General features: G+C 36.5%; 12 protein-coding genes. All 12 read right to left on the bottom strand.

The annotated features are described in order from the left end of the window. Positions 1–13 precede the first annotated feature (13 nt). Positions 14–235, bottom strand: a complete 222-nt coding sequence (locus CDIMF43_RS02645; RefSeq protein ID WP_074402107.1) for a DUF2829 domain-containing protein — start codon at positions 233–235, stop codon at positions 14–16. Positions 236–252: 17 nt separating this feature from the next. Then, complete coding sequence (locus CDIMF43_RS02640) at positions 253–1,215, bottom strand: ribose-phosphate diphosphokinase (protein WP_074402106.1); 963 nt, start codon at positions 1,213–1,215, stop codon at positions 253–255. A gap of 87 nt (positions 1,216–1,302) precedes the next feature. Beyond that, positions 1,303–2,739 carry a helix-turn-helix domain-containing protein gene (locus CDIMF43_RS02635; RefSeq protein ID WP_109841124.1) on the bottom strand — a complete coding sequence of 479 codons (1,437 nt, stop codon included), beginning with the start codon at positions 2,737–2,739 and terminating at the stop codon, positions 1,303–1,305. Between the two features lie 411 nt (positions 2,740–3,150). Beyond that, entirely contained in the window at positions 3,151–3,912 is a 762-nt protein-coding gene (locus tag CDIMF43_RS02630; protein WP_074402354.1) for an alpha/beta fold hydrolase, read from the bottom strand. A 115-nt stretch (positions 3,913–4,027) separates the two neighbouring features. Continuing rightward, positions 4,028–4,381: an iron chaperone gene (locus CDIMF43_RS02625; RefSeq protein ID WP_109841123.1), complete on the bottom strand. Its 354-nt coding sequence runs from the start codon at positions 4,379–4,381 to the stop codon at positions 4,028–4,030. 149 nt (positions 4,382–4,530) lie between these two features. Then, positions 4,531–5,217 (bottom strand): response regulator transcription factor, encoded by a 687-nt coding sequence (locus tag CDIMF43_RS02620; protein WP_074402103.1) that lies wholly within the window; start codon positions 5,215–5,217, stop codon positions 4,531–4,533. Continuing rightward, a complete protein-coding gene (locus CDIMF43_RS02615; protein ID WP_074402102.1) occupies positions 5,214–7,931 on the bottom strand; it encodes a sensor histidine kinase in 2,718 nt (905 codons plus the stop codon). The genes CDIMF43_RS02620 and CDIMF43_RS02615 overlap by 4 nt, the downstream gene beginning before the upstream one ends. Positions 7,932–7,949: 18 nt before the next feature. After that, entirely contained in the window at positions 7,950–8,501 is a 552-nt protein-coding gene (locus CDIMF43_RS02610) for a potassium-transporting ATPase subunit C (protein WP_074402101.1), read from the bottom strand. Between the two features lie 18 nt (positions 8,502–8,519). Beyond that, positions 8,520–10,577, bottom strand: a complete 2,058-nt coding sequence (kdpB, locus tag CDIMF43_RS02605) for a potassium-transporting ATPase subunit KdpB (protein ID WP_109841122.1) — start codon at positions 10,575–10,577, stop codon at positions 8,520–8,522. A gap of 26 nt (positions 10,578–10,603) precedes the next feature. After that, the gene (gene kdpA, locus CDIMF43_RS02600) at positions 10,604–12,289 is read right to left on the bottom strand and encodes a potassium-transporting ATPase subunit KdpA (RefSeq protein WP_109841121.1); all 1,686 of its coding nucleotides are present in this window, start codon (positions 12,287–12,289) and stop codon (positions 10,604–10,606) included. Between the two features lie 232 nt (positions 12,290–12,521). Beyond that, on the bottom strand, positions 12,522–13,187 hold the full coding sequence (locus tag CDIMF43_RS02595) for a cyclic nucleotide-binding domain-containing protein (RefSeq protein ID WP_074402098.1): 666 nt from the start codon (positions 13,185–13,187) through the stop codon (positions 12,522–12,524). An 81-nt stretch (positions 13,188–13,268) separates the two neighbouring features. Next, positions 13,269–14,087 (bottom strand): Ig-like domain-containing protein (locus tag CDIMF43_RS02590; RefSeq protein ID WP_199198144.1); only part of this gene is annotated, 819 nt, incomplete at its 5' end.

Below are 14,087 nucleotides of genomic sequence, written 5' to 3'. Positions count from 1 at the left end.
AGCTTTTTTCTCTTTATTGAACGATTTCCCAGTCTTCTGCTAAAATATCACAGACCGTTGGGGTAAACATTGTATAGCCTTCTCCTGTTACATTGATGAGAAAATAAGGGTTCATTTTTTCCTCTTGATGGGTGCTTGCTTTTTCTAACACAACGTACAACTCAGCCCCACCCCATCCACTACGAATTACTTTTTCCCCTTGTTTTAAGTGAGGAAGAATTTGTTCAAATGTCATCGGTCAAACTCCTTTGTTTATAATTTAAATAATGGACTTAATGGTTTATTTTCATGAATTCCTTTGATTCCTTTACCTATCAATTCAGCACTCGTGATAATTTCTAAATTGGCAAGCTGTTCTTTGCCAGCAAAATCGATTGAATCCGTCACACAAATTTTTTGAATTGGCGCTTCTTTCAAGATAGTCGTTGCTCCATTTGAAAAAAGGCCATGGGAAGCACATGCGTAAACCGCTTTTGCGCCATTTTCCATTAAAATAGTCGCTGCACGGGCTAACGTTTCTCCCGTATTAATCATGTCATCTACCATGATACAAGTTTTCCCTTGAATATTGCCAATCACTGACCCTATTGCTTCTTCTTGCTCGTCAGTTGGTTGATCTACAATTGCTAAGGTTGCATCTAAATATTCTGAAAGCACACGCGCACGGCCAACCCCACTATTTTTAGGCGAAACTACGACAACCTCTTCACCAGACAAACCACATTCTTGATAATGCTTGGCAAATAAAGGCATGGTAAATAAATTATCTACGGGGATATCAAAGAATCCTTGTAATTGCACGGTATGCAAATCTAACATTAACATTCTTGTTGCGCCAGCTTTTTGCACTAAATTAGCCACTAACTTAGCTGTAATTGGTTCTCTGGGCTTTGCAGTACGATCTTGTCGACCGTACCCATAATAAGGCATAACGATATTGATGGTTTTTGCGCTTGCTCGTTTGAGTGCATCAATCATGATAAGTAACTCTAAAAGATGATCATTGACTGGATAATTAGTTGATTGAATTACGTAAACATGGTCGCCACGAATACTTTCTTCAATATTGATCTGAATTTCTCCATCACTGAATTGCTTCACGGAAGATTTTCCTAATTGAGTGCCAACAACATTGGCAATTTTTTCAGCTAATGGCTTATTTGAATTTAAACTAAATATCTTTAACGATGGATCTTTATAACTTTCTATGATCATTACCCCCACTACTTTTTCTTTTATTTTAGCGAACTTTTCAGTAAAATGCTACTTGATTATCAAAAGAACGCACATTTTACTAATGAATTAGTGATCTAAAGACCATTGAAAATTTTCCCAATCCCCAAGAGTAGGAGGAATATGCCAATTTAAAGATTTGGTGACGCCGATAGGAAGCTCTTCTAAAACATCAGAAATCACAATGTCTACCCCTTCGTGCAAGGTGTCTTCTATTTTTAGGTTATAATACCCATAGTTCAGAATCTCTCGGTCAACAACTTTTTTGAAATTTTTCCCTAATGAAAAATCAGTATATATCTTTAGCTCAGGATTGCAAATTTCTGGTGGCACTAAATAAACAATCAAATAATAATAACGCATTTTTAAAAATTCTTGACTTTCAATCGAGATGGCCTCTCTATTTTTATCCTTCATTTCCTGAAATAGCTTTTGACAAAAATGAAAAATTTTAGGATACACTGGAAATGCTTGTTTTCTTTCTAGTGTCAGTTGATTGAGGCTCACCACATTTTCAAAATACGAACTATAATAATGAAGAATTGTTAGTTCTTTTACTAAGTCTTCTTCTACATTGTTCGGCAATTTGTCTACCTTAAAATACGAACTAAACGTTTGCATAAAATGAGTAGTTAAAAAACGGATTTCTTGATTTTGGGTCACCACTTCATCTAATTCATAGAAGCCATTCTCGCCAATGAGCAATGAAACCAAGTAATTGGTTTCCAATTCATTTTTTTTACCTGTCAAGTCCCACTCCTGTTGAATAAATGCTGAAATAGAATTATAAACAGACGCAACGGCATCCTTTGGCACTCTTTTTTTAGAAAGTTTCGAATGTAATAAAAATGAATTTTCTTGTATCCGCATATAACGAATGCCAAACAAATAACTAATTTTCAATTTTAGTGCTGCACTAATTTTCAATTCTTTTTGCGTTATCAACATGTCGATAAGTCTTTCGCTGCTCGCTTTTACTTCTTCTGAGAAAGGAAATCGTTCCTTACTAAATACGAGATAATACATCTGCAAGAAAAAACTACTGATATCAGCTTCGTCTCCTACAATTTTAAATGAATTAGACAACTTTAGCTGATACCCTTTTAAAAGCTCTTTAATTGCTGTTACTCTTCGATAAATATTGGTTCTACTCACGTAGTTGTCATATGAAAATTCAGTGATTGAAATAAATTTATTGCGAAAAACATCGTCTAATATCAGAAAATCAATGGATTCTTGAAAATACAATGAAGCTAATTTGATTCGTCCTTTTCCTACCTTCGTAACAAAAATCCTTCGTGTCCCCATTTTAAAAATGATTTCTTCGGTTAAATCATTTAATTCAATATCTACTAAAAACTCCTTAAGGACACTATCAAAAATAAAATCTGACACGTTCAAAGAATCTGATAACACGGTAAATGACAACTCTTTATTTAAATTTTCTTCAAAAAAATCTAGTAAGTCTAGTACTCTTTGTTTTCTTTTATCTAAATATAGTTCCATATAACGTTCCTTCCTCTTCAAACCTCATTAAATAACAAATAATTATTGATTTTAATGAGTCTAAAATCTGATTGAATTCAATTTCTAAACGGTATCAAATTTCTTGGTGTCAGGCTACACTTATTAAAAAAAACTCATAAAAAAAACCAATGTTCAAAGATTGAATAATCTCTTAATTAGACCTTACTTTATTTACTAACTCGCCTTTCAATGGTATTCTTCAATTAACTTAAAGAGCGAATAATTCAAACTTACTTACTTGTTTAGACATATTTTCTTCACAATTAAAGGGTATACTTAACGTATCTTAAAATAACGAACCAACGAATGACTTAGTCCTTTCATTATTCTCCCCCTAAAGTATAATGAATCTACTTTCCACCTGTTCCCCTACAGGTGGTTTTTTTATGCTTACAGATGAAATTGCGTTGCAAAAAACTGAGCCACTTGATCCATCACTTCTCCTCGAATTAAATGACGTTCTTTTTCAGCTGTAATAAATTGGCTATTTTCAGCATAGGGCTCCTCTTTAATACGTTGATAAAAATGAGCTACTTCTTGATAAGGAATCTTTTCATCCTCTGTCCCATGCCAAAATAACACAGGTCGTTTAGCTAATTTTTCAGGTTTTTTGGATAAATCATAGTACTTAATCCAACTCAATAATAACGGTAAATCTTCTGGAATAAAGACGCCTCGCTCCTTAGCCGTTTTTGAAACAAGCGCTACATAATCCATCGGAGCTGGCGTTCCCATCATAGAAGCAGCGACTTGAATTTCTGGGTGCTGTGTTAACAAACCGCAAGTTGTGATCCCTCCCATAGAAACACCTCCTACGCCAATCCTATCCTTCAAAATCAAGTCTTGTTTGCGAAAAAAATGAGTTAATTGAGAAAATTCAACTAAATTATATTGAATGCTCGACCAAAATGTAATCGACGGAATTGGAGAAATAGGGCCACTTCTTCGCTCGCCGTGATTCATTGCATCTGGTAAAATAACACGAATTCCTTTTTTAGCCATCTTTCTTGCTTGCGTTAATGTTAACTCTTTCGACGACTGCCAACCATGATAATAAATCACCAACGGCAACGGCAATAGTTTAAATTCTTCTGGAACTACTTCTAAAACTGGGATTTTTTTAATAAAACGATGTCGTACACTGATTTTCATTCTAAGGATTCCTTTCCACACATTCATTCTGCTACTCTTTTTTTAGTAGTTTAACAAACTTACTGAACTTTTTCATAACTAACGCTTAATGCCTACTTTTTATTTGTTTTTTCATTTACAGTGCTTGGTTTTCCTTGACTCTATAGCGAATAATTTGACGAATTAATTCTAGTGGCAACGCCTTATTGTTTGGCAGTTGAATGGTTCCCTTGGAGGTCTGATAGTCTTGCAGTTGTTCTGAAAACACCCGTATTGCACTTGGAGTTGGATAAAAACCAATGTGCTTTTGATAGGCTGCAAAATGAACCAAATTCTTTTTTAATACAAAGGTTGGAATCCCATAGCTTATGGTTTCTGTCGCTGTAGGTGCTTCTTGATGAATCAAGTCTCTGATCGTTTCCATTCGTTCCTGAATTTCAGTAGGAAATTGTTGAATATAAGTGGTGATTTCTTGGCTTTTTTCAATCATCTTTTGAATCAGCTCCTTCTCTTAATTTAATAGTTTTATTATCGCATTTTTTTCTTTCAAGCGTTAATAAAAAGACAAGCAGATGAGAGATTTTCGAGTATTTATCGAAAACCTGCCGTTTGCTTGTCTTTTGGTGTTTAATTGTTTTTCTAAGTTCGTTCAACCATTCGATAGCCAATGCCAATTTCAGTGGTAATGTAGATTGGATCAGCCGGGTTTTTTTCCAATTTTCTACGAATATTTGACATATTTACCCTTAACGTTTGGTTATCGCCATGATACGGGCCCCAAATGCTTTTAGAAATTGCATCATGGGTTAATACTTTTCCCAGATGTTTCGCTAAGAGTTGAATGATTTTGTATTCATTTGGAGTTAAATGAACTTCTTTTCCTTCAATTTTCACAAGACGTTTCTCAAAATCAATCACCAGTTCTCCATTTTCAACTATGCTTTCTTTTGATTCCATAGGCACCCCATGGCGCAAAGCTGTTCGAATTCGTGCTAAAAGCTCTGAAGTGCCAAATGGTTTAGTAATATAATCATCTGCACCTTCATCTAAAGCCGCTACTTTTTCTTGTTCGTGACCTCGAGCTGAAACAATCATGATTGGGGTTTTAGACCAACTTCGAATCGTCTTCAGCACGTCTAGACCATCCATATCCGGCAGACCTAAATCAAGCATAATTAAATCGGGATTCCAAGTTGCTGCTAAGCTCATCCCTTGTGAACCTTCCGTAGCCGTTATAATTTTATAGTCTTCTCCTTTTAAGATTGCAGACATAAAATTTAAAATACCTGGATCGTCTTCAATAATCAGTATGGTCCGTGGACTCATCCGTTTTCCTCCTCTATCGGTTCAATTGGTAAGGTAAAACGAAAAACTGCACCTTTCGATTGATTATTTTCCCCAGAAATCGTCCCGTTATGCGCAGCAATAATCGTTTTACAAATAGAAAGGCCAATCCCCAAGCCTCTTTTAGCATCCACCGGAACTGCCCCTTGGCTGACTTTTGACCCATCAAAAGGATTAAATAGGTTCGTTAAACGTTCTTTTTTGATTCCCAACCCTTGATCTTGTACTTCAAATACTACGTCGTTTCCCTGCCTTAGTACATTCACCATAATGGGAGTGATTTTTCCTGAATGACGAATGGCATTTTCCATTAAATTGATCAATACTTGCTCAATCAATTTACCATCCATCGGGACTAAAATCAATTCTGTTGGTACTTTCACTTGAATTTCTTGTTGGGGGAAACGTTTGCGAATTCTTCGAACGGCTGTTGCAGCAATTTCTTCTACTGCTTCTGGAACTTTATTGACTTTCATAGTCCCCTCATCAATTCGCGTCACTGACAATAGGTTTTCTACCATCCGAATCAGCCACTCGGAATCCTCTTTAATATCTGTTAAAAGTTGCAATTTTAATGTTTCCGTAAATTTATCCTTATTTTCAATCATCGCTGAGCTTGCTCCTAAAATTCCAGTTAGCGGTGTTCGTAAATCATGAGAAATCGCCCGTAATAAATTGCCTCGCATTTTTTCTTTTTCGCTTTCCAATAAAATTTCTTGTTGTTCATTTGCTAAATGCTGGCGTTCCAAGGCTAATGAAATTTGAGTACTAATCAACTTTAAAAAATTTAAATTTTCATGAGTTAACGGCGCCTCATTCAAGCAGTAGACGCCAATAACAGCTACGGCTTCACCTTGAGACAGTAACGGGAAGTAATAGGTGCTTGCCCCCATTAATGTATTGCTTCCAAAACCGGCTTCCTTACGGTTATTAAAAACCCAATTAGCTACAGCTATTTCAGACTCAGATACCAAACTTTTTTGCGCTTCGTGATTGCCATCATAGACCTCAACTTGATACGCTTGCTTTTGCTCTGGTTTTTCAGTATAAAAAATAACACTACGTTCCAAAGTTTGCGCCAAATAACGATTGGTAATCTCAACAATGCCATTAATACTTTTAACTCGTAACAAATCCTTATTTAAATCGTAGATAACTTCCATTCGGTGTTCTTTTTCAATGGAATCACGAGCTTGGCTTTTAACTCGAATCATCATATTACTAGTAAAGAGTGCAACAGCTAACATAATCAGGAGCGTGATTGGATACCCTGGTTTATAAACTGTTAACGAATACAGTGGTTCAACGAAAAACCAGTTAAATAAAAGCACACTTAAAATAGAGGCAAATACACCATAGCTGTACCCATAAGTTGCTCTTGCAATAATTAAGACAAACAGCAAATACACGACGATCACATTTTGATCGCCAATCCCCAGATATGTGACAACTTCTGAGCAAAGCGTTGCTACGACTAATAATAAAATCGTCTTTAAAAAATTACTGGTGGAAAATAGTTTTGGTTTCCACGAGTTTTTTATCTCTCTTGGTTTAGCAGAATCTGTTTTCTCCGCAAAAGGAATCATATGAATTTCAACATTATTCAATTCTTGAACTAATTGATCTTCCAATTCTGTTTTAAAAAGCTTACGGAAATTTTGTCCGCGACGTTTTTTACCAATAATGATATCCGTAACTCCAGTTAACTTAGCGTATTGAATAATAGTTTCAACTTTATCATGAGCATTTAAGGTCACGGTTTCAGCGCCTAATGTTTCCGCCAATTCAAAATTCTTCATCACCTGTTCATTTGTTGATTTCCCATCAGATTCATCATTTTCAACAAATAAAACAACCCACTCTGCTCGAAACGCAACTGCTAATCTGGCTGTCCAACGAATGCATTTTTCTGCCCCTACTTTAGAGGTATCGTCAATATAAGTTAAAAGTTTGCTCTGAACACGCTTATTATTTAACAGCTGATCTGGACGATTTTCCATACCAATGTAATCCGCCGCTTTTCGAATCGCAATTTCTCTTAATAATTTTAAATTCTCCAGTGTAAAAAAATGATTCATCGCTTTTTTTGCATTGTGAGGCTGATAAATTTTGCCTTCTTTTAGACGATATACCAGTTCTTCCGGTTCAACATCAATCAGTTTAATAAAAGCTTCATCAAAAAAATGATCGGGTACTGTTTCGTTGACATGAATATTGGTGATTTCTTCCACAATATCATTTAAGCTTTCTAAATGCTGAACGTTCATCGTCGTATAGACATCAATTCCTGCATTTAACAACTCATCAATATCTTGGTATCTTTTCCGATTGCGTGAGCCCTCAATGTTCGTATGCGCTAACTCGTCCACTAAAATTAATTCTGGTTTAGCAAGTAACGCACTATCCAAATCAAATTCTTCTAAAGACATCCCTCGGTAATCAATTGTTTTGGTTGGCAACGTCGCCAAATTTTTCAGCAACGCCATCGTCTCAGGACGAGCGTGTGGCTCTACATATCCCACCAATACATTTTTCCCTGCTTCGCTTTGTTCAATCGCTGCTCGCAGCATACCGTAGGTTTTCCCTACTCCCGCAGCATATCCAAAGAAGACCTTGAGTTTTCCTCGATGATGACTGGATTTCACACCGTATTTCAATAATAATTGATCTGGATTTGGGCGGTTTTCTTCATTCATTAGCCCTGTCACCTCATTTTACTTGGTTTTTAACTCTTCTAATTGTTTATTTACACCAAGTACGTTTACTCTTGGTTCTCCTATTTTACCAAATAGTTCCCCAGTTGTATTCTTTTCGATTGTTTTTTGAACGATAGTCTCAGAAATCCCTCTCGCTTCTGCAATTCGAGCAACTTGATAGTTTGCTCCAGCCAGAGAAATTTCTGGATCAACGCCACTACCTGATCCCGTCACTAAATCAGCAGGAATCTTGCCTGTTTGGTTTGGATTTTCTTGTTTTAATTGTTTTACTCGTTTTGAGACGGCATCTTTTTGTTCTGAACTCACGCCAGATAAATTACTGACACCAATTGGTCGACCTTGTAAAAACTGAGCTCCCTTAAATTCTTGCCCCAACAAAGTTGAGCCAATTACTTTCTCAGCACCATTGTGGGTCACTTTAACAACCCTTCCATTCGCCTGTTCTGGGAAGAACAGTTGACCGATTCCCGTTAAAGCAATCGTATAGATCCCCCCACAAATTACACTCATTATTAGGAACATTTTAAAAGCTGGCATCACAATTTTCATATTTTTTCCCCTCTTTAATTAAACTAACCCCATCACGGTCAATAGCATATCTAATAATTTGATAGCGACAAAAGGTGCAATTAAACCACCTAAACCATAAACAAATAAATTATGTCGTAAAATTTTGCTTGCTGGCAATTCTTTATATTGAACTCCTTTTAATGAAAGTGGAATCAATGCAACAATAATTAAGGCATTGTACAAAATCGCTGCTAAAATCGCACTTGTTGGACTGGTTAAATGCATTAAATTCAAACGATCCAGCTGTGGATAAATTCCAAAGAACAATACTGGAATAATCGCAAAATATTTGGCTACATCATTTGCAATACTAAAGGTTGTTAAGGCACCACGAGTCATCAACAACTGTTTGCCAATTCTTACGACATCAATCAGTTTCGTTGGGCTTGAATCTAAATCAATCATATTCCCAGCTTCTTTAGCTGCTTGTGTCCCTGTGTTCATCGCCACTGCCACATCGGCTTGCGCTAAAGCAGGAGCATCATTCGTTCCGTCCCCAGTCATCGCAACTAAATGGCCTGCTTCTTGGTACGAACGAATCAATTCCAATTTTGCTTCTGGTGTTGCTTCAGCAAGAAAATCATCTACCCCTGCTTCTGCTGAAATTGCCGCCGCGGTCATAGGGTTGTCCCCAGTAATCATAATTGTTTTAATACCCATTCTTCTTAAATCTTCAAAACGCTCTTTAACACCTGACTTCACAATATCCTTTAGATAAATAACACCTAATACTTGATTGTTTTTAGCAACAACTAACGGTGTACCTCCTAAATTAGCAATTCTTTCAACAATCTCATCACATTCAACTGGATACGTACTGCCTTTTTCTTGCACGTATTTTTTAATGGCATCAGCCGCACCTTTTCTGATTTCAACTTCTTGATAATCAATCCCGCTCATTCTTGTTTTAGCTGAAAAATCAATAAAGTTTGCTTCTAGTTCTTTAAAGTTACGCGCTCGAATATCAAATTTTTCTTTTGCCAAGACAACAATGCTTCGTCCTTCAGCAGTTTCATCTGCTAAAGAAGACAATTGAGCAGCGTCAGCTAAGTCCCGTTCTGAAATACCTTCTACTGGTAAAAATTCACTTGCTTTACGATTTCCTAATGTGATTGTTCCGGTTTTATCTAGCATTAAAATATCCACATCGCCAGCTGCTTCAATCGCACGTCCACTCATCGCCAATACGTTTGCTTTATTTAAACGACTCATTCCAGCAATCCCAATTGAAGAGAGCAACGCGCCAATCGTCGTTGGTGCTAAACATACTAATAAAGCAATAATGGTGGTTAAAGACAACGCCGTTCCGTTTCCTGCTAATTGACTTGAAAAACTTGAATAAGGCAATAATGTCGCTGAAACGACTAGAAAAATTAGGGTCAATGTAATCAATAAAATCTGCAATGAAATTTCATTGGGTGTTTTCTTACGAGATGAGCCTTCTACCATGGCAATCATCTTATCTAAAAAACTTTCGCCACTTTCAGCTGTTACCTTAATGACTAGCTCATCTGAAACAATCGTCGTGCCACCTGTGACAGCACTTCTATCCCCACCTGATTCTCTAATTACAGGAGCAGATTCACCTGTAATGGCACTTTCATCTACTGATGCTGCGCCATCTACCACATCCCCATCCATTGGAATTTGATCTCCTGCAACAACGTAAACTAAATCTCCACGTTTCAAATTCACCGAACTAACTTCTTCGTAATGAGTTGTATCTTTGATGGATTTGATTTTTTTAGCAAATACTTCTTTTCTCGCACTTTTCAGACTACCTGCTTGAGCTCGTCCACGCCCTTCTGCAATCGCTTCTGCAAAATTCGCAAATAAAATCGTTACCCATAAAATAAGCGCAATCGCTAAAATAAACCAAGATGCACTATCTTGTATGCCAAAGTAAGATAAAAAATAGAGAATAGTAGTGAGTACCGCCCCTAAATACACCACAAACATCACTGGATTTTGCAATTGAATTTTAGGCGATAATTTAACAAAAGATTGTTTAAACGCATCTTTTAGAATGTCTTTTTGAGATTGTTCTTCCTTCATTTTCAGATCCCTCTTTACTTATAGTTTTATCGTGTGGTAAAAAAGTCCGCAATTGGGCCTAATGCTATGGCTGGCAAGAAACTTAATGCACCCACTAAGAAAATAACGCCTAATAACATCCCAACAAAGGTCCCATTAGTTGTTGATAGCGTTCCATCACTGACAGCAACCATTTTTTTCTTCGCTAAGTTTCCACCTAAGAAAATAATGGCTACCATCGGGATAAAGCGAACAAGCAACATAATGACTCCGCCAACCGTATTCAAGAACGTTGTGTCTGCAGTTAACCCAGCAAAGGCACTCCCATTATTGTTTGCCAATGAAGAAAAGGCATAGAGAATTTCTGAAAAGCCGTGGGCTCCTGAATTGGTTAATTGACTCATGGCCGATGGCAATAAAACAAAGCTCATCGTACCTAATAATGTCAATAACGGTGGCGTTAAAATAACAAGACAGACCATTTTCATATCAAAAGGTTCAATTTTTTTCCCTAAATATTCTGGCGTCCTTCCAACTAATAAGCCTGCAATAAAAACAGTCAAAATGACGAAGGCGATCATACCGTATAGCCCACTGCCGACGCCACCAAACACAATTTCTCCCAACTGCATCAAGAACATCGGGATCATTCCTCCAAAGGGTGTGAAGCTATCTAGCATGCTGTTAACCGACCCATTGGATGCTGCGGTAGTACTGACAGCCCAAAGTGCAGACCAGCCAACGCCAAAGCGAGTTTCTTTTCCTTCCAAATTTCCACTTGCCACAACATCGGCAAATTGAGGACTTGTATAATATTCACTCAACATCACACCAATCAACGCTAAAACCAATAAAACCATTGATACAATAAAAATGGTGCGACCTTGCTTATGTTCTTTAACGAAGTAACCAAAAGCAAAAATCAATGCTACTGGTATCAAGAGAATGGCGATATTTTCAACCAAGTTACTAAAAATGGTTGGGTTTTCTAACGGAAATGCAGAGTTAGCTCCAAAGTAGCCTCCGCCATTTGTTCCTAATTGTTTAATGGCGATTTGACTAGCCGCTAGACCTAATGGAATCAATCCTTTACTTCCTGTTTCTAAAGAAAAATAATCGATTCCTCCACTAAATGTTTGAACGACTCCTTGAGAAATCAATAAAATCGCAATCACAGTTGACAGTGGCACTAAAAGATACAAGGTTGCTTTCGTTAAATCTTGCCAAAAGTTCCCAATCGTTTTTTGAGATTTCCTCATAAACCCTCTTAAAAGAACAAACAATACCGAGATTCCAACAGCAGCCGATACAAAGTTTTGGACAGTCAAGCCCATCATTTGTGTGAAAGGTGATAATGTTGTTTCTCCAGCATATGCTTGCCAGTTTGTATTTGTCACAAAACTTAACGCCGTGTTAAACGCCAAGCTCACTGTCGTTCCAGAAAATCTCTCTGGATTCATTGGCAATATCCCTTGCATTAACATTAGTAAAAATACGGCAATAAATCCTAAAACACTAAAACTAATCACTGATAGTGCGTAAGTTTTTCCATTCATTTCTTTTTGACTACTTGGTCCAATAAAGCGATACACCATTTTTTCAATTGGCTGAATCAGCCGATCCATCCAAACCTTTTGTGAGGTCATCACTTTATAACAGTATTTTCCTAACGGTATTCCTAAGCCAACTAAAACTACTAAAAATAGCAATTGATATACGAACTCGATTTTCATTGTTTGTCCCCCCAGAACAGCACATAAATTAAATAACAAAACAATAGCAATGCGCCAATACCACTTAATAAAATGACAGTTTCCATGATGTTAACTCCTTCTTTAAAAGTTACCATCAGCATACCAAGTATGAAGTAAAGATAGTGTTAAGAAGCAGGTTTAGGGTGTTAAGAAAGCATAAAGATAGAGAAAATAAAAAAACCTGATTTTAAAATCAGGTTTTTCTATAGCTTTAATGTTCATTTGTAATAAATCGATTTAAGCGTTCAACATCTATTTTTAAAGGCTTTTTTTTCTGGACGATTCCAATCCGCTCCAACTCTTTTAGAGCTTCCGAAGTCCTAGCTTTTCCGGTTGAACTATATTCAGAAATAAATTTTTGGGTAATGTAACTTGGCAATTGGTACGACTTAACTTGTTGATTCGGATGTAGTGTATAAATAATCGCAAATAACGAATTAGCGATTTTAGTTACAGGACTTTCATTGCTTACTGAAATCATCCGTGTCTTGTTAATGTACTTTATCGCTAAGCTCTCAAAAAATTCTTGAAAATCAAGTGGGTTTAAATATAAATGGTTTAAAAAGTAATCTCGATCTACAATATACATTCTACTAGTTTCTACAAATTTCACTCGATACATCAAATAGCTAGGTATATAGACATTCGTCATCATATTTTCTAATGAAATAATATATTTAGGCGTTACTAAATCGTGACTAACCCAATCAGACTCTTTTCCTTGCGCTTGTATCAAAGCTGCTCCTTCATCTAAAAAAACAATTTTTTCTTCTTCATCGTTTTCATACTGATAAACGTCTCCAGGTTTGTAGAGTTTCATTTGATGATATTTATACGTTGCATCTTGCTCTAAATATAAGGCTTTTTTTATATCCATTTTACCCCTCGCAATCCTTTAAAATACTTAAAGACCAGCTACAAAAATAGCTGATCTTTAAGTTTATTTCACCTTTTTTGCTTAATTCGGTGTTTGCATGATTTCAGATACATCTATCGATTTTGGTGAATACGGATTACTTGGCGTAGTCCATTTCAACTTAAATGGAGCAGATGCTGATGGATCTCTGTGGAAATGTTTAATTTCAACTTTTATCACATCGCCTTTTTTAAAGAATTGGTATGGATTATCTTTATTGCCACCAATTTTAGGATCATAATTGATAATTTGTTTATCATTAATCCCAACATAACCAGCATCATTTCCTTTTAATTCAATTAGGAAACCGTACTGTCCATCTTCTTTAATTTGAATATATCCTACTTTTGTAATTCTATAATGATCTGGTCCTAAACCACGATACGGCTCTAATGCACCGAAATCATGATCGAATCCAGTATTTTCATATCCGTTTCCTTTTGGATCAAAATACCCAGTAGTAACCGGATAATCTTCATAAAGTACATGGACTCCATTTTTAACTACTTCTTTTACAGTAACAAGAACTGTCACTAGTTTTCCGTTTGAAGTTGTGACTGTGATAACTGTCGAGCCTTCTTTCATAGCGGTCCAGTTACCATTACTATCAATCGTCATGATACTTGGATCATTACTTACAAAATTCAAGCTCTTGTCTGTTGCGTTGCTTGGTTGGAATGTAATGGCTAATTTCCCAGTGTCTCCTACAAGTTGATTCAGTTCTTTTGGTTCTACTGTGATGCTTTCTACAGGAATTCCATTGGCTTTTACGGTTACAAAGACAAAGGCTGTCTTGCCGTTTGAAGTCGTAACGGTAATTACTGTCGTTCCTTCTTTCACTGCTGTCCAGTTACCATTACT

It is taken from the genome of Carnobacterium divergens, from assembly GCF_900258435.1.
GTDB classification, from domain to species: Bacteria; Bacillota; Bacilli; order Lactobacillales; family Carnobacteriaceae; genus Carnobacterium; species Carnobacterium divergens_A.
Note: the sequence above shows the minus strand (reverse complement) of the source record. Positions and strands in the feature narration are given on the sequence as shown.